Genomic DNA, 17,939 nt, shown 5'->3' with positions numbered 1-17,939 from the left:
ATGAGAAGAAACCGTGGCGGTCGGCAATCTGATCGTCGGAGCAATCCAGTTCCATTGATCGGATTACCGGTATCCAAGAATGATGAAGTCTTGATTGACATCATTGGTATGAACCATGACGGGGAAGGGGTAGGCCGGACAGAAGGCTATACCCTTTTTGTGCAGGGTGCGCTCCCAGGAGAAAAAGTTCGTGTGAAAGTGTTGAAGACGAAGAAGCAATATGGCTATGCCAAGCTTGTGGAAATCGTTGTTCAGAGCCCAGATCGCATGGAGGCGCCTTGTCCGATCTATGACCAATGTGGCGGCTGTCAGCTGCAACATATGGACTATACAGCACAATTGGCGTGGAAGCGCCAGTTAGTAATGGACAACCTAGTGCGCATTGGAAAATTGGATGTGCTAGGTGAAGGGGAGAGTAGGGAAAGTGCCGGGCAGGGAATTAGTGGGGAAAACGCTGAGCAAGGGATTACAGTGTTACCTACGCTTGGAATGGATGATCCTTGGCGTTACCGTAATAAAGCCCAAGTGCCTATCGGAGAATTCGAGGGAGGGCTTGTAGGTGGTTTCTATGCACGAGGAAGTCACCGAATTGTCGACATGGAAGCATGTCTTATACAGCATGAGAACAATGATGAGATCGTCTCCCATATTAAAGCTATCGGCCGTAAGCTCGGCATCACAGCGTACGATGAAGAAACAGGGCAAGGCCTGCTTCGCCACGTCGTTGTCAGAGTAGCCTTTCGTACCGGAGAAATGATGGTCGTATTAGTGACAAATGGTGCGAAAATTCCAAACGTAAAGTCTTGGATTACTGAGATTACAAAGGCTATGCCAGCTGTAACTAGTATCTGTCATAATATCAATACCAAACAGACGAACGTCATCTTCGGTGATAAGACAAGCGTGCTGTGGGGAAATGAAGTCATCTATGATTATATCGGTGATGTTAAATTTGCCATCTCTGCACGCTCTTTCTATCAAGTGAACCCAGCGCAGACCGAAGTGTTATATGGAAAAACATTGGATTATGCTGGACTTACAGGTGCAGAGACTGTGATCGATGCATACTGTGGCATCGGTACAATCTCGTTATTCTTAGCGCAGCATGCGAAGAAAGTCTACGGAGTAGAGATTGTCCCCGAAGCGATTGAAGATGCACGAGCGAATGCGGAACTGAACGGCATGACGAACGTTGAGTTCGAAGTTGGCGCATCCGAGGACATCATTCCACGCTGGAAGGAGCAAGGCATCACGCCTGACGTGATCGTCGTCGATCCACCGCGCAAAGGATGCGATCCACGATTATTGGAGACGATCCTAGCGATGCAGCCGGAGCGGGTCGTATACGTGAGTTGTAATCCCTCGACGTTAGCGAGGGATTTGAGAGTGCTTGAGGATGGCGGCTACCGCACAGTTGAGGTGCAGCCGGTGGATATGTTCCCGCATACGGTGCATGTGGAGTCAGTGGCGTTATTGATAAAGAATAATACAGAATGTTGAGCCCCTTATAAATGCTGGGTTTTAGTCTGTAGAACAGTATCATCAATATCGGTAGTACAGACGACTAAAAAGTGCATTGATGTAAAAATTGATCGGAGAACAACCTAAAAGAACATAAAGATGACGCCAGGAATTGTTGATCCTGTGCGTCATCTTTGTTGTCAGGAGGTTTTATTTTCCCTGAACATGATGTAATTGCAGTTAAAGCCGACAATGAAAATGCTGGCTTAGTAACTAATATCTCTGGTTATCTAATCTATGTACTACACGATGAAGACGGGAAATCCCATTATCCCAAGATTGAAAATCAACAAGTTAACCAAATCAAAATATTTAGGGGTAATTTGTTACTACGTGAACTGATTGGAGAGGATTTAAACTCTTTTCGCCTCTTATTCAACCAGCAAGGACCACACAATGAATTTCAATTCGAAAAGGGACCTGAGTACACAGTTCTGTTTATAGGTGATAATTCGTTAGGGTATAACTATGGGGTTATGGAAAAGGATGGGCACTTTGGACTTCCTCATATTGAGAGCAAACTGCCAGATGAGATCATAGACTATTTTAAGTAGTTAGTTATCATTGTGCTAACGAAGTACGATAGCACAGCGGTGGAACCGATCCATCGCTTGTTTTGCATTGCTGGAAATCCGCTCAGCTAACGGGCAGTTTACTTCGATATAAATATCCATAGTATGGATTATATGGTAAGGTAATAGAGATGATTATGATTAGGAGGAGTTAGTTTTCCATAATGTAATAAAGCTTATGGTGAATAAGAATATGGTAAGAGGGGTCTGCGAAGGGGATCGCAGATAATATATTTTGTGTAATTCCCGAAGTATTCAATAATAGTAAAAATTAATGGTACTGTCTGTATAAACACAAAAATTAGATTCGAATGGAGAGATAAACTCAATGACAATTATGTGGTCAAATATATTAATTTCGTTAGTGATTTTGGGGATTTTTTTGGTATTCATCACATTCCTTATAGTAGGATTTTTTAAGATTGTAAAAAGTATTACAAATTCCGAAAAAACATTAAAAAGAATAGAAGGAAAATTGGATTATGAAATAAAGGACAAAGACAACGGTAAGTAAAAAATTAGATAAAGTCCTTATAAGCAACTAACGGGACACGATAGCACAACGGTGGATGCGATCCATCGCTTGTTTTGCATTGCTGGAAATCCGCTCAGCTAACTGGCAGGATAGAGGAACAGACGGTAAGGTTGTTCTCGAACAGAAGAACAAATTAATGATATGATGTTGTAAATGGAACAGGCTAGTCGAGCCTATTTTCTATTTTCGTGAGGGAGTCGATAAATGGGTATGGGAAGTACGAATCAATGGGATGCGGAATGGGAAGTATCAGAAGAATTGGCTCATAAATTAATAAGCAGTCAGTTTCCGCAGTTAGCTTCACAAAGCGTACAACAACTAGGATACGGCTGGGATAATACTGTTTTTCTTGTCGGGGCCGAATATGTATTTCGCTTTCCAAGAAGAGAAGTTGCAATTAATTGTTTAAGGATGGAAGGAAAGATACTACCTAAGCTTAAAGATTATTGTTCCATTGCATATTCGTTACCGCTATTTTTTGGGGAAGGGGATTATAATTATCCTGCACCTTTCCTAGGCTACCCCTATTTATCAGGAGAGTTTCCAATCGGATTAACTGATAAGCAACGTGCGTTATCAGCAACAACGCTCGCGCAATTTTTAAAAAGCTTACATGCATTCCCTGTGCAAATTGCCCAAGAAAATGGAGTTCAACATGACCATAGAAATTTGATTGATATTGCAATGCGTAAAGAAAAGTTGCATAAATTCATTTCCGACCTTGCCCTTCATTTTAGTGAAGAAGAGTATCGTGAAATATCGAACTATTTGGAACAGCTTGGAATTGAAAAAGTGAAACCCAAAAACGTATTCCTCCATGGAGACCTTCATTTTAAAAATATGCTGGTAGACGAGAATGGAATAGTTTCAGGGATTATCGACTGGGGGGATATCAATATCGGACATCCTGCTTGCGACTTGAATGTCGCGTATAGCTTTTTGCCTCCCGATGCGCGTTCAGACTTTTTCAAAGAATATGGGGATGTCGATGAAGAAACGAAGATATTAGCTCGATTGATAGCCATATACATTCCCATTTTGATCATGATGCAGGCAATTGATTATAAAGATGAAAAGTTGGTTGCTGAAGCAAAAGCGATCATAAAACGTGCTCTCGCTGATTAATAAATGTCATTCAGCTAACGGGACACGAGAGTTAAACAAATAAGGAGTAGACCTGCCGAGGTATCTGCTCCTCTTTTCTATTGAAGTAACGGGCAGTTTACAATAATGATCAATGCATATTGGAAAGAGGCTATCATAATTAAACATCTTCATTGTTAGGACTTAGTAATCATGTGAAGGAGAAATAAAATGAAATCAAATCGACTGTTATGGATTGCTTTGCTATTAGGAATAGCTGTGCCAGCTATAGTTACAATAGTTGTTGCCTATTTAATTTTTGGTGACTTAACTGAGGCTGTTAAAGCGATGTACAGCTTTCGTGGTCAACCCAACAGAACAAAAGACGCTGTAGCTTCGTTATTTTTGGTAATCTCCTCTTTGCTCGGCATCTATTCATTAATTAGTACGATTGTTTTTAGCTATTTAATTTGGAAAGTAAGTGATAGTACTTTAAAAGTCACAGAAAGGTCGGAGAAGTTAGAAATTCAAAGGGATCAAACAGTTATTCAAGAGCACGCATTAATTGTATACTATGATGTTCAACGACAAATTACTAATCTAGTTGATTTATATAAAAGTTTGGTTATAAGTAATAAGGAACCGAATCCATCTCGACTATACCTAAGTACTGATTGGATGAAGAATGTTGCTTCCCTCAGGAATGAACTCTCAGAGCAAGAAATGAAATATCTTTTTCGGTTTTATGAGGAGTTTCTGACCTTACAATCTATTCTTGAAATACATAAGGAACCAGTCGAAATAACAAAACATGTGAAAAAGCTTTCTGAGAAGTATCTTGTAGAGGGAGTACCAATGCAAATAATAATTCAATATTCACATTGGTTAAGTACAGAGAGTAAGATGTCACTGAAACTCCTTGTTATTATCCGAAAGGTTCACAAATCTACTTTTCCCTCGAATAAAATTAAAGAGGATTTGATCAAATTTGACGGTGAAGGGGATGTAATGAATATAGATGTCGATAAGTATCCCTATTTTAGAGAGGGGAGCACTTCAACGCTATTTGATGCTCTTGGTAATAAAATTCTTGTTGGTTCTTTTACATATGGCGGAGCTGAATTTCGGGGAGGTGAAAGGATTTATGGATCTCCGTCAAGTGTTGCATACAATATTGTAATTCAAAAAGCAGAGTCGGACGAAGGCCCCCCAGTAATAACTAATGTAATAATCCATGACTTTAAAGCAGAAAAAGATATCTATAACGCTGAAATAGAGAATAATGAACCTGTTAATGGTTTGGTTATTAAATATAATGCCGAAGACGAGAAGATGTACGAGGGTTATCTAATGGATGGTAAAAGAGAAGGTGAGGGTACATCTTATCGAAAGGAAAAAAAGTGTTTTTCAGGTATCTGGGAGAAGGACTACCCGAAGAATGGTGAGTTAAGAGAAAACGGGAAGCTAGTTTTTAAAGGGGAGATTAAAAACGGTATTAAACCATGGGAAGGGGAGGCATTCGAACTTACAAGGGATTCCTTTTATGAATTTACGGGTATTCTGAAAAATGGTCTTCCTTATCATGGGTCGGGTTATAATTTTAGACAGAATCAGTACGGGTTAAGCTATGACGATGAACTTGAGCATGAATACATTGATCCCGAGTATGAGCAGGAGATGCATAGACAAATGTTCGAAGACGATCACGCTCGACAAAACGAGAAGGCTCGTAAAGCACATAGGTGGGAGGAGTATATTAAGGCAGATTGGACTACTGGTGAGGCTACAGATAAAGATCCAATAGAATCTAATATTAGAGTATTATATTATAAATAATTTATTGGATAATCAGCTCATTTGAAAAAAACTGCTTTTGGCGTGACGGTTAAACATTTTTATAATTTGAGTATTGGGTCTGTCAGTCGGTCTCAATAAATAGCTTTAATTGCCATGATGATGCCGTCGAATTATTCAACTAACGGGACACGATTGTACTTGCTGCCGCAAACCATGCGTTAAACGAATGGTTTATTTATAGACTTTTGAAGGACAAGCCTGCTAGACTTTTGTTATTCTGTTATAGTGAGCTTAATTGTTATTGAGACTGTCAAAATATTAATCAGGGGTGTCAAATTAGGATGGAAATTGATCTGAAACAAAGATGGACACTTGGATATTCACTCGGAAGTGGTGGCTTTGGAAGAGTTTTTGAAGCTAAAAATGAAAACGGTGACGTAAAAGCAGCAATTAAACTCATTCCAAAGACGCCTGGCGCAGATCGTGAGCTTTTGTTTGAAGATCTTAGTGGTGTTCGTAACATAATCCCCATAATTGATTCCGGTGAATTTGAGCATAACTGGGTTCTTTTGATGCCACGGGGAGAAAAGTCTTTACGTGACCATCTTAATGAGAAGGGGAGTTTATCTGTTTCTGAAGCTGTGAATGTCTTATCAGACATTGCTACAGCATTGTCTGATATTAAGGGTACGGTTGTTCACAGAGATCTTAAACCGGAGAATATCCTGCTTCTTAATGGACAATGGTGTATATCCGATTTTGGGATAGCACGGTATGCAGAAGCTTCGACTGCAGCAGACACTCATAAGTTCTCTTGGACGGGTGCCTATAACGCACCGGAAAGATGGCAATATTACCGTGCTACTGCAGCCTCGGATATGTATTCGTTGGGCGTTATTGGTTTCGAACTAATCACAGGTCGACGACCGTTTCTCGGTATTGATCCTAGGCAAGAACATCTAACGCAGAATCCTCCTCCGTTGACTGGTTGCCCGCCGCTTTTAACAGCTTTAGTAGCTCAATGTCTGATGAAGGCTCCAGAAGTACGGCCGTTAGCCGAAAACTTCTTGGCTCGCCTTACTCCAATCCTTCGCCCATCATCTGGAGGTGCTTCACTTCTACAGTCAGCTAATTTAGCTCAGTCTCAACAATTAGCCAGTGAAATGGCAGCACGGTCAGCAACTGAGGATGAGGATCAGCGAAAGAAAGAGATTGTAAAATCCGCAAGTCAAATTTTTTCTATGGTTCTCAACCAACTAGAACAATCAATCCGTGATAATGCTCCGAGCGCAACGATAGAACAAATAAGAAACAAGTGGATTGGGACGACACGGAAAGTCCAGATCCTTGATAATGGTGGGGATTACTCACATGGTTTGTCCGCCAAATTAGGACCTTCCACACTAACAGTTCAGCCTGTTGAAGAGACCAATAACAACAATTGGGGGCATTCCAAGCCAGCCTTTCAGGTGCTGGCACATACTTCAATTGAAGTTCGAATTCCACCAAACAGCTATGAATACGAGGGAAGAGGGCATTCACTCTGGTACTGCGACGCTGAAGAAGAAGGGGTATTCCATTGGTACGAAACCGCATATATGTTTACGCCAATAATCAATAGGAGAGGGCGCCAAAATCCATTTTCTCTCTCACCCGGTGAAGAGTCCGGAAAAGCTCTTAGTCGAGCATTGACGGAATTTCAAGTGTCTTGGCCATTCATTCGGATCGAAATTGGCAATGAAAATGAATTTCTTGATAGATGGATGACTTGGTTCGCACAGGGAGCAGTGAACCGATTGTCTTCCCCTTCATCCATGCCAGAAAGAGATACAAGCGGAACGTGGCGTCAGTAATAAAGTAAAGCTGGTCAAAATTCCAACCGAGTGTTTTTAGTTCAATCTGTTGGGTGTCAAGAACATTAATAAATTTTAGGTGTTGTCGGACGCATAGAACTTCTATACACTGCCGTGGGCCAAAAAGTACTCCGAGTTATTAAGCTAACGGGACACGATAGCTCAATAAACATCAGGGGAAGACTTGCCGACAGCAATAGATCGGCAGGTCTTTTCCGCTAAGTGGCAGGAGAGTTGCACAAGATGATGGGATTTTTGTTAGTATTAAACAAAAGGGAGGGGAAGAACGTGCATAAAAAGAAGTATTTTATTCTAATGCCACCTATGCTGATAATTGGGCTAATTTTATTTTACTTTCTTCCAGCAAATCAGAGATCTTATGTGTTTTTAGCTCCTATTACATTATGGTTGATATATTACACTTGGATATTTATTGAAAGAAAACAAAAGAAAAAATTATAATTGGCTGTTATTGAACTATCGGGCAGGTTAGTTTAACAAAATGTGGAATTAATACGAATACACTGTTATTTGTGTGAGGATGAGCTTCTGAGAGAGGGCGCTGCTGGACAATTACCTGGAAAGCGGTCAGCAGGAGACCTTCCGTCAGGTGGTCGCCGAAATTTTCGATTGGAAAAATTATTTGACTACTTAACTTATGAATGAAAGAAGGTAAAGAAAATGATACGAGAAATTAAAGAGCAATTCACTGAAGAGATCCTTACCGAAGCAATAAAGCGATATGACATTAATAATGACACCGTTCGTTTATTGGGCGGTTATGAAAGCTTTGTTTATGAATACCAGAAAAACAATGCACATTTCATATTAAAAATCTCACATACAATTAGAAGATCAAGAAACAATATACGGGGTGAAATTGAATTTTTAAATTTTTTGTCGAATAAAGGACTGGCAGTTTCAAATGCTGTTCCATCGACCAGGGGTAATATGGTTGAAGAAATTGCTGCAGAAAACGGTTCGTTCCTAGCCATTTCATACGAAATGTCTCTGGGAAAAGAAGTGTCGGATGAAGATTGGAATGAATCGCTTTACGAAAAATGGGGCAAGTTTCTGGGGAAAATCCATCATGCCACAAAGGGCTATGAATGGAGTAATCCGGCGTATAAACGACAAGCCTGGGACCAAGAAGTTCAATTAAAGGCGGAGAAATACCTGCGACCTGATGATGTGATGATTTCAATTTTAAAAGAAAGATTAACAAAACTTACTTCTCTGCCCAAGTCCAAAGATACATATGGTTTGACTCATACTGATTTTCATCAAAGTAATTTTTATCTACATAACGGAGACATTTATTTGTTCGATTTTGATGATTGCGGTTATACGTATTTCGTGAACGATATTGGGATTACATTGTATTATGCACTTTCTTATCCGTTTAAGGAATTTGAAAATAAAACGGAATATTATAAATTGTTTTTCCGCCATTTTATGAAAGGATATCTGAAGGAAAATACAATCCAAGAAGAAGAAATAGTATATTTACAAGATTCTATTAAACTTCGTCATGCATTGCTGTATATTTATTTTCATCAAGTAAACGATGTGTCAAATTTGGATGAAGAATCAATGAACTGGTTAAAAGAGCTTCAACGAGTAGCCGCTTCTGATGACCCTATGCTGCCGATTGATTTTGTTCAAGAATTTAGAAGCATTTATAATAGTATTCATTAACCTGGGAGCATCGCATTTTACTAACGTAGGAGCCGGCTGTGTGTTTTTTTAACTTATATTTTTAAAATGGTGTTACTTAGTATCTGACACTAAATAGAAATACATACAGCAGTCTGCTCATTTTATTAAGGTAGCGGGACACGATAGTTCAGTAAAACAGATTAAACCCTCTCAATTCAAGTAAACCTAGACTTATTAGGTCTAATGGGAGGTTTTTTTATGAAGTTAAGTGATTTATGGAAACTTTATGAAGCAGACAAACGAATTCAGGGATATAGTCCGTACACCTTAAAAGCTTATTCATTACAAATGAAGATGTTGATTAGCGAATTAGGTGACCTTGATATAGGAGAGATCACTTTACACTTGCTAAAGGAATATTTATCTAATCAGTCCGGGCGATTGAAGCCCAGTAGTTTAGGACACCGTATTCGATTTGTCCGTTCTCTTTTTCGCTTTGCATATGAAGAAAGTTACCTCACGATGAACCCCTCTCTTAAATTAAGGGAACCGAAGATGGATAAACGCATTCCGAAGTTCTTAATTGAAGAGGATGTGATTCATCTGAAGATCTCTTGTCTATCCTTTCGAGAACGAGCTTTACTCGAATTCCTATATAGTTCTGGCTGTCGTGTTGGGGAGGTACAGAAGATAAACATTGAAGATCTTAACTGGGAGAATTGTTCAGCAATTGTAAATGGTAAGGGAGCCAAGCAACGAGAAATTTACTTTACCACCGAATGTAAAGTATGGTTAAAAAAATACCTGGAGAGCCGCGTGGACTCCTGTAAGGCACTCTTTGTGACTGATACACACCCTACACGACGAATGGCGATCCCAACGATCAGATGGGCATTAAAGCGATTAGCAAACCGAGGAGAAATTGAAGCTAATGTGTACCCTCACCGTTTTCGTCATACCTATGCATGTAAGTTATTAGATAACGGAGCTCCGTTGGAGTTCATCCAAGGTATGTTGGGTCATGAGAAAGCATCGACCACACAAATCTATGCTCAGCTTCGTGGAGAACGAAGACGAGAGCTATATCGTCGGTTCTTTTAGTACCTTCCCCCTCAAGAACAGGTAGTTGATAAAGATGGGCGTTACTGGTACTAAACTAAAGGGCAGTTTAGCGTAACAATGGATTTGGTATACGAGAGTTGTGAAATATACTGATAATGTGTAGAATGTGTTCAAAAACCTTCGTGAATTGAATAAATATCATTAGGCTCTTTTTGGAGGGTTATATTTGGAGGGTTATAGATGTTCTTAAGCAATAAGAAGAAAATTAGAGGATGGAAAAGACACGTAAGAAAAATTGAAAAGTGGAAGCGACGAGTCATTGATTTAGACATAGAACATCTACATCAATACCAAAAGGATTATGCAAAAATTTTGATTCATCCATTTTACGCCATCCCACGCAGAAATCCTCCTGTCTGGTACAATCGACTTCTCCTTGAAGTGATTTTGGATGTTTATCAAAGTTGGCATGAAAAGTTATCAAAATTAGATGAAGATTTCTATCTAAGGTTATGGATATATGACCCACACTTCATCAACTCGCAGGTTGTAACTGCTTATAAAGATTGTCTTCAATTTTACGACCAAACATTTGATGTTGGAAATCAAGAAAAACAATTCCCTTTAGACAAGTACACTTACCTAAGAGAAAAGTTAGAAATGTTCGATTGGCACATACATATTGATAGCGACGTTTACACAGAGAGTGACCTAATTGACAATATCCAGCAAGGTTGGACGAGTGAAAATGAAGTTGAAGCTATTAAAGGGAAGGCTTACAAAGTCGAAACAGTTCATATTTCTGATGGAGATACAGATAAAACATACAGTGTGAATGTTGGGGATGTTTGGGTAGGTTCAATAAAAAAATACTAATTATCGTTCCATAATGATGGGGTGTTATGTACATCCAGTGACTGTGTAAGCAATGAACTATACCAGCTAATAGCTTGTCAAGATTACCAGTAAAGTGAAGCTTATTCATATGGTATATTTAAAAATAAGTAAGGCAAATAACCCTCCAATCTTATTATATTTGGAAGGTTATACCACTGCTTTCATATTAAGCAGACCGGAATGTCTTTTTGTTTTTCATGATGGCATATAGCCAATGAACCAATTTATTGGCACATGCGACTAGAGCCACTTTATGTGGTTTTCCTTCGGCTCTCTTACGATCGTAGAACTCCTTGATTCGTGTATTGCGAGCCCGGATTAAGCCACATTGGACAGCCAAAACCAGTGCATATCTAAGCTGCCTGGAACCACGTTTTGTGATCCGATTTCGAGTTGCCGTGAACTTACCCGAAGCAAAGACACTTGGGTCAATGCCTGCAAAAGCGACTAGCTTTTTGGGATGATCAAATCGGTCGACTTCTCCAATTTCAGATAAAATTGTTGCTGCAATTTTATGTCCAATACCGGGAATCGACTGAATTAATTCAAATTCTTCAATTTCTTCAGCCAGAGCATCTATGTTCTGTTCCAATCCTTTAAGATGCTCTTGGTACTGAAGAATGAGGGTAATAAGGACTTTTAAATTAATTAAGTGGCTTGCGTACATGGTTTGCTGAAATGGGTTTTGTTTTGCCGCATCTAGCAGTCGCTGAACGCGTTGGTTAATCCAATCCTCTGAACGTCCTCGTTTCGAAGAGAGAAGTTCTTTCATTTTAGCTTTGAGTGAATCTTCGTCTGTCTGTAAAACCGAATATGAGGTTGGGAATTCACTTAAAAACCGTAGCGAAATACCTGAATACATAGATCCGAAGACACCTTTATAAGCAGGGAAAACCTGATCTAGAACAGCTTGGAATTGCAGTTTAGTCTGTACACACATCTTTGAAAGAGACTCATATTGCCTTGTTAGATAGCGTAAATTGAGCAGCTGCACACCCCTTTTCTTAAAAGGTTCAAACTCTTCCTTGTAGTACAATTCTCCCAAAAGATAAGCGTCAGCAGCATCCGTCTTTACTTTACGAAGCTGAGACTTCCTAAGCCGATTTGAGATGAGCGGATTTATGACAATGTAAATAAATTGATGTTCCTCTAGGAACTGAACAACGGGACTTTGGTAATGTCCGGTTGCTTCTAGGATAAGTAAAGGACGTTGTTTGGATGCAGACTCAACGTCCTTTAAAACTTGATGGAGATTCGCTAGACCATCACGAGTGTGCTGGAAATGGAACGTCCCTCTGAATGGGTTTCCGCGCTCTAAAAAGGCTTGTCCATGGCTATCTTCTTTAGAAATATCTAGACCGATAACTGGATTCATTTCATCTCTCCCTGTATGTTAGATTTACTGGCAGCCCCTACGTTTTCCTCTTGTCGCTCCATAGCATCGCTTGTTATACGGGATCTCATGTCCCAACCAGCCTCAATCATGGTCATGACAAGTAGGGGTGAACACTATAGCGCTCGGGATCAAGTCCCACGGGCAGGAACGTTCGACCAGGCTACCTTAATCCTCAATCCAAATGAAAAAAGGATCAACCAGAAAGAACTGGTTAATCACATAATACGAACGGGCAGTATAGTTTAAACGCTTCGCGAATAACTCCAAGTATGGAATTAATTGCGAAGCTCGCAAATTAATCGTTATACGCAATTACACAAACACCTGAAACCATTTCTAAACATAATCGTAGCATATTGTAAATACATTGAATTGAGGTGAAGTATGAAAGCTTTTGATTACTTAAGAAGAGCCTATTATAAGCTTAGTTATTATTATCAGAAATTTCAATTGATTGTAATGTCTTTTGTAGTTGTTGGAATAGTTGATTATTTTTTTCTTTACGAGATTTTCGTTTCATTATCAGCATTAGCTCCTGTTTTTCTTTTAGAAATTATTCCAGTCATTACTATCATTTTATCAATAATTATTATTCGAGGAATCGTTAAATTTATTAAGAAGATGAAAGAAAACAAACACTTACTATTTTTAATCTAACAAGAAATCATATTAAGAAGCTTTGACCGTATTTCAAGGAGTGTTAAACATCGTATAACAAGATATTAACGCTTCTGTTCATTGGGTTCTCCCATAGCACTTTGAGGATTTAAGTCAGTTTTTCATTAAGCTAACGGGACACGATAGTGGAATAGCGGTTGCTTCGGCAGTCGTTTTTTATTTGCTAAACTAACGGGCAGTTTAGCAAAATAATCACAACCGTATTCTGGTAATATAATTTTTAGGAGGAAGTCACTTCGCCAAGAGCCTGTAACAGTTTTACCTTTCTAAATTTAATAAAGGAAGCAATTCTCCAAGGTACTACATAGCTAAAAGCAACTATAAAGAAAAGCATACCTAGACTTGTTGGATCCATGCCAGAAAAATATTGTCTTGCTACGAATCGAATCACCACAACTGCAATCAAAACGATAAAAAAGGATTTATTTTTTTGTGCATAAATCTGTCCGTCCTGACGAATTTCATAGTTGGTAGTCAACATAAGAGGAACTGCCAGTAATACCCCGATCAAAGATGCTACGCCAATTTCCCGAATTTTCAAGTGGAATGGAAGTTGTGAAAACATAGAAATCACCGGAAATAAATAGAGTATCGGGAGCAAAATTTTGATCCCCGACCCTTGAATCGGGCGAAACATCGCCCTAGTGCGCCTCCAAAATACTAACCCTAAAATCACAACCATGAATCCATAAATGGTTAATCCGTTCACTTTTCATTCTCCTTGTTCGCTTATTGTTAGACGATTAAGTCTTGTTTTTCGTTTGCACCCTGATAATATCGCCCTTTATTAGGAGAGAAATAGTAACCTTTGTCAACAATTCCATGTTACTATAGTCACTCACTAGTATGAGATGTGACAGGTTCGCTCAGTTGCTAGAAGGAGGGGCTTAGCTCAGCTTGGAGCACACCTCTTGTTGGTTACACACTCGAAAAAACTATTCAAAAAGTAAGACAATTTGCACGGGGTCATTGCTCAGCTGGCAGAGCGCTACACTGGCAGTATAGAGGTTAGGGGTTTGATCCCCCTTTCCTAAATGGTTTTGGATATTATCTCTACGATATGGCAGGGTTATAAGATAAGTTTACATTTAAGAATGATCTCAATATTTGGTCAAATTACACGCTTAGACTCTTGTTGACGTGGTGCAACCATTCTTCCAAGTGTAAGACCGAACCATACCAAGAAAAGGATGAGTAGTAGCGCGATAACAGTACCTATCAGAAACGTCACTACATCTATCACAGCTGCGTCGAATAATCTATAAAGGGTATACGTGGAGTAGGGGATTTCAAGTAACGATGCTGTGATGACACCTGGAGAGTACATTTTTAATGCAATGGTCACCCCAACATGTTTAATACCATCCAGCAAAATCACGGCAACGATTCCAACAAACAGCATATTTAGTTTGCCGTTACTGTCGAAATCTTTTATAGCCAAGTATGTTATTAAACTAAGAAACGAACCGAGCAGCAATACCGCAAACGTAAATTGAAATGTGATGCGCTTTTCCCAATTAATCAGGCGGTTTCCCATAGCTAAAAAAGGATGGTCCTTATTTACCCTCAGACACTTCTCTATCGTCACAATTTCTTCTCCGTCATGGATGAAAAATATGATCGGCAGCAACCATATCAAGGTTTTTGTGCTGATAAGTTCATTTATGTACCATAACATTATCATCGCCTTCCTTTCGTTGCATTGTACGGATAACGTAGGCGAAGAAACGTAGCTTCAACCTCTTGGGCAGAAGCTTACTGACGCCTGCATATAAGAATCGATTATGCCATCCTGGGACAATAAGTGATTTTTTCCCAAGGTTACGTATGGCTGCTGTGACGACGGATGACGTACTCATTGCTCCAACGTCACTAATGCCTGCAACCTCTTGAAATTCCGTCTTCGTTGCCCCAGGACATACGGTTAGCACATCGATTCCCTCATGTTTCAATTCATATGACAAACCTTCTCCAAAATAAGCGTTGTGAACTTTCGTAGCGGAATAATGTGTCCAGTAAGGCACAGGACTGAAAGCGACACTGGATGAAACGAAAACAATACCTCCGCGCTTGCGAACGGCCATTTGCTTGCCGAACGTATAGGCCAATAGAATAGGCGCTAAACAATTGACATGCAGCATATCCAATTCTTTCTGTATATCGTTATTCAAAAATGCACCCGTGATGCTGAATCCTGCGCAATTGACTAATAAGCCAATTTCAATCGTATCTGTTATAGCAAGGATCCCAGTTAAAAAATCTGGCCGAGTTAAGTCAACGGCGGCTACTTTTATCTCTACTCCATGCTCCTTAACTAAAGTCTGTGCCAATTCATTCAGCTTGTCTTCACGGCGTGCAACCAATACCAGATTCATCCCGCGACTTGCAAGTTGCTTGGCAAATTCGGCGCCAATACCGGAGGATGCTCCAGTTATTAAGGCCCATGAGCCATATGATTCGATAAATGTACCCATATCATTTCACTCCTAAATAATAATTAATTGAGTACTCACTTAAATTAGAGGAAAAAAGAATGGCTGCCGTGGACTGTTTCATTATAGACAACTGCAATCAGCTATATTTTAGCTATTGTTGTACGATCAGGCCATGCAACAGCAAATGCACAAGATGGCGAATGTATGGCTCTTCTTCGAGCATGAAAACGTTGTGTCCAAAGCGGGAACGGATAATAACGTATACGAGAATAGATGACGTGAGCGACATCATGGCAACTTCATAAGAACCTTCATCCCATTGCTCACTTGAAGTTCCATTGTTAAGTGTGATACTGCCAATTGTACCGATATTCTTGATCAGATGAAGCACCCCTTGGGATACCGTTTCATCCTGAATCATTTCTGGAGACCAAATAAGCATAATGTAATCTAAATTTTCCTTCAGAAAATGTAGGTATCTCATCCCGTAATGAACGAGCGCTTCCTCCAGCGGCAGTTGCGCAAGCTTTTCTTTCTCCTCCTGTATTCGCAACGCAAAAGAAAAATTGTTCACAAGATCGAGTAAAAGTTTCCGTTTATCGCCGAAATAGTAGAAAATAAGTCCTTCCGCAACGCCGCACTCATTCGCGATTTCTTTGGTCGTGGTAGCATGAAAGCCTTTTTGCGAGAAAAGCTTCAGTGCTGCCTTAAGAATAAGCTCCTTCTTGGATTCCTTGTCCTCTTTTATTGGCAAAATAATATGTCCTCCCTTTGAATACGAATATCATTTTATTTGAGTATATACTCAAATTTTGTCTTATGTTCAGTCCTTTGTCAAGTGGGGGTCAGAATGGGTGTGTTTCGCATCAGAGGTGTCAAACTAACCCTTATCACGTTTTTTTGTATTGTGGGGTTGAAGCAACGGTAGGGTTATGGGGAGCCAGTTATTTGGTTGGTGCAAGAGATGTTACGGCTGAGACGGTAGCCTGGTGGATATCTTTATAATATGGGAGGAATTACAGTGTGAAGGTTTATTACTGGCTTTATAACGCTGAAGGTTCTAAACTGTGTGTTAATCCGCTTAGGTCAGCTCGTTTTCATTGTAGGCGGAATTATCATCTTGCTTCCAGTGCCTACTCCGCTATTACTGATTGGATTCATTCTGGTAGGTCTCGGTCTTGCACCCATCTATACTGGGCTGCTCCATGAAGGGCCACAACCCGGTAAGCTTTACGCTAACGGAGAACGATAGTGCAGAAAGTACTAGCACTTGACAGGGTATAATATCGTCATATAGGTTTATATGGAATTATGTGGACAAAATATTTGACGAGGGGTTGATATAATGTTAGATGAAAAGAAACCGTTCTCTCATTCAGCAGATCCTCATGGGGCTAAAGCTAACTTTGATGTGAACGAAAAGAAACTTCATTCCCAAGGTGCTCCTGGTCTCTGGCGGCAAGTGACAAATTTACTCGTTTTGATTGGAATCATAGCTCTTATTGCTATTTTAGTTAGAGTATTTTGAATAAATGTATCATCTTGAAAGCGAGCGGTATTTTCCCGAGATGGTGTTATTACCAGAGATCAGTATCCTGATTGGTTTGTAATTTTTAAGTCACCGATTCAACTAACGGGACACGATAATTCGATTAGAAGTGGGGACGTGATAAACTCAGGTCCCCACTTGCGTTTTAGTGTGCTTGTTCTTGTAATTCTTTTTGCTCTTTCATTAAAGCTTCGTTTTTTTATTAATTTGGAGATAATCAGAATGGGGAGTATAAAATCACATCCAAATGGAGATATCTGTTATGGATATTCATATTAAGGCAAGCAAGAATACAAAAAAAGATAAGATCTATGATTTATTGAGTTTTCAATTAAAAAAATTAGAACAGATTCTTACTGAGCATGGAATTGTTGTATATAGCACAACAATTCAAGGAGATTATTTAGATGCAGAGAATATCATAAAGATTGAGATTAAAGAAGACAACACTGAACAAAACGATTCAGGTAAACGGAAAAATAAAGGGCGGATGAAAATCCGTTCTATTGTACCGAGTTTACCCTTTACAGAAGAAACCGTAACGAAACTTGCAACGGAAAGACTAAGTGAAATTTATCTTGATTTAATGAAAGCAATAAGAGATAAGAAAATTATGTCTGAAATATTGGGATTAGAAGCAACAGAAAATGATAATCAACTGTTTAAGGCTTTTGCAGAACAATATCGGGATTTATGGCTTACTACTGATGATAGGAAGAAAGAATTACTCAATAAATTTAAAGAAAGAAGCATGTTTGTTCTTGAAAAATATTTGAATGAACACGAATCACTTAGTAATTAGTCGAATTTACACTGCATCTAAACCCTCATTCCCTACTATGTAAAGAATTAATAAACCCGTGATATTACAAATAAAGCCGTGCTAAATATCAAATAAAGTC

16 protein-coding genes, 1 tRNA gene and 1 pseudogene are annotated in these 17,939 nt (G+C 39.3%); 13 read left to right on the top strand and 5 right to left on the bottom strand.

Translation table 11 applies throughout. The annotated features are described in order from the left end of the window. The 8 genes from rlmD to AC1TO9_RS20135 all read left to right on the top strand — a co-directional run bounded on the left by rlmD (position 1) and on the right by AC1TO9_RS20135 (position 10,958). Positions 1-1,500 carry a 23S rRNA (uracil(1939)-C(5))-methyltransferase RlmD gene (gene rlmD / locus AC1TO9_RS20170; RefSeq protein ID WP_482060313.1) on the top strand — a complete coding sequence of 500 codons (1,500 nt, stop codon included), beginning with the start codon at positions 1-3 and terminating at the stop codon, positions 1,498-1,500. A 158-nt stretch (positions 1,501-1,658) separates the two neighbouring features. Further along, a complete protein-coding gene (locus AC1TO9_RS20165) occupies positions 1,659-2,075 on the top strand; it encodes a hypothetical protein (RefSeq protein WP_482060312.1) in 417 nt (138 codons plus the stop codon). Positions 2,076-2,838: 763 nt separating this feature from the next. Further along, positions 2,839-3,753 carry a phosphotransferase gene (locus AC1TO9_RS20160; protein ID WP_482060336.1) on the top strand — a complete coding sequence of 305 codons (915 nt, stop codon included), beginning with the start codon at positions 2,839-2,841 and terminating at the stop codon, positions 3,751-3,753. Positions 3,754-3,972: 219 nt separating this feature from the next. Next, positions 3,973-5,547, top strand: coding sequence for a hypothetical protein (locus AC1TO9_RS20155; protein ID WP_482060311.1), 1,575 nt, complete (start codon positions 3,973-3,975; stop codon positions 5,545-5,547). Positions 5,548-5,849: 302 nt separating this feature from the next. Then, positions 5,850-7,361: a serine/threonine protein kinase gene (locus AC1TO9_RS20150; RefSeq protein ID WP_482060310.1), complete on the top strand. Its 1,512-nt coding sequence runs from the start codon at positions 5,850-5,852 to the stop codon at positions 7,359-7,361. 681 nt (positions 7,362-8,042) lie between these two features. Then, positions 8,043-9,059, top strand: coding sequence for a phosphotransferase enzyme family protein (locus AC1TO9_RS20145; RefSeq protein ID WP_482060309.1), 1,017 nt, complete (start codon positions 8,043-8,045; stop codon positions 9,057-9,059). A gap of 219 nt (positions 9,060-9,278) precedes the next feature. Further along, positions 9,279-10,121 carry a tyrosine-type recombinase/integrase gene (locus tag AC1TO9_RS20140; protein WP_482060308.1) on the top strand — a complete coding sequence of 281 codons (843 nt, stop codon included), beginning with the start codon at positions 9,279-9,281 and terminating at the stop codon, positions 10,119-10,121. Between the two features lie 201 nt (positions 10,122-10,322). Beyond that, positions 10,323-10,958, top strand: a complete 636-nt coding sequence (locus AC1TO9_RS20135) for a hypothetical protein (RefSeq protein ID WP_482060307.1) — start codon at positions 10,323-10,325, stop codon at positions 10,956-10,958. A 187-nt stretch (positions 10,959-11,145) separates the two neighbouring features. Here the strand turns inward: AC1TO9_RS20135 and AC1TO9_RS20130 are convergent, their stop codons facing one another. Continuing rightward, positions 11,146-12,354, bottom strand: coding sequence for an IS110 family RNA-guided transposase (locus AC1TO9_RS20130; protein ID WP_482060306.1), 1,209 nt, complete (start codon positions 12,352-12,354; stop codon positions 11,146-11,148). A 405-nt stretch (positions 12,355-12,759) separates the two neighbouring features. Between AC1TO9_RS20130 and AC1TO9_RS20125 the strand changes: the two genes are divergently transcribed. Then, the gene (locus tag AC1TO9_RS20125) at positions 12,760-13,032 is read left to right on the top strand and encodes a hypothetical protein (protein WP_482060305.1); all 273 of its coding nucleotides are present in this window, start codon (positions 12,760-12,762) and stop codon (positions 13,030-13,032) included. A gap of 241 nt (positions 13,033-13,273) precedes the next feature. On the opposite strand, the gene AC1TO9_RS20120 is transcribed toward AC1TO9_RS20125, so the two are convergent. Continuing rightward, on the bottom strand, positions 13,274-13,735 hold the full coding sequence (locus AC1TO9_RS20120; RefSeq protein WP_482057077.1) for a CcdC family protein: 462 nt from the start codon (positions 13,733-13,735) through the stop codon (positions 13,274-13,276). Positions 13,736-14,015: 280 nt separating this feature from the next. On the opposite strand from AC1TO9_RS20120, the gene AC1TO9_RS20115 reads away from it, so the two are divergent. Continuing rightward, positions 14,016-14,086 (top strand) — tRNA-Ala (locus AC1TO9_RS20115). 78 nt (positions 14,087-14,164) lie between these two features. Here AC1TO9_RS20115 and AC1TO9_RS20110 read toward each other — a convergent pair. The 3 genes from AC1TO9_RS20110 to AC1TO9_RS20100 form a co-directional block, all read right to left on the bottom strand. Next, entirely contained in the window at positions 14,165-14,731 is a 567-nt protein-coding gene (locus AC1TO9_RS20110) for an HXXEE domain-containing protein (protein ID WP_482060304.1), read from the bottom strand. Further along, positions 14,712-15,527 carry an SDR family NAD(P)-dependent oxidoreductase gene (locus AC1TO9_RS20105; RefSeq protein ID WP_482060303.1) on the bottom strand — a complete coding sequence of 272 codons (816 nt, stop codon included), beginning with the start codon at positions 15,525-15,527 and terminating at the stop codon, positions 14,712-14,714. Before AC1TO9_RS20105 ends, AC1TO9_RS20110 begins: the two co-directional genes overlap by 20 nt. A gap of 112 nt (positions 15,528-15,639) precedes the next feature. After that, positions 15,640-16,242, bottom strand: a complete 603-nt coding sequence (locus AC1TO9_RS20100) for a TetR/AcrR family transcriptional regulator (RefSeq protein ID WP_482057028.1) — start codon at positions 16,240-16,242, stop codon at positions 15,640-15,642. A 108-nt stretch (positions 16,243-16,350) separates the two neighbouring features. On the opposite strand from AC1TO9_RS20100, the pseudogene AC1TO9_RS20095 reads away from it, so the two are divergent. The 3 genes and pseudogenes from AC1TO9_RS20095 to AC1TO9_RS20085 form a co-directional block, all read left to right on the top strand. Then, a pseudogene (locus tag AC1TO9_RS20095) lies at positions 16,351-16,704 on the top strand (MFS transporter); the annotation flags it as partial. Between the two features lie 129 nt (positions 16,705-16,833). Then, positions 16,834-17,016, top strand: coding sequence for a hypothetical protein (locus AC1TO9_RS20090; protein WP_482060302.1), 183 nt, complete (start codon positions 16,834-16,836; stop codon positions 17,014-17,016). Positions 17,017-17,299: 283 nt separating this feature from the next. Beyond that, complete coding sequence (locus AC1TO9_RS20085; RefSeq protein ID WP_482060301.1) at positions 17,300-17,839, top strand: hypothetical protein; 540 nt, start codon at positions 17,300-17,302, stop codon at positions 17,837-17,839. Positions 17,840-17,939: the final 100 nt, after the last annotated feature.

The sequence above is a fragment of the Paenibacillus sp. Y916 genome (genome assembly GCF_056786435.1).
The sequence above is the reverse complement of the archived record's forward strand: the minus strand, read 5'-3'. Positions and strand labels throughout refer to the sequence as shown.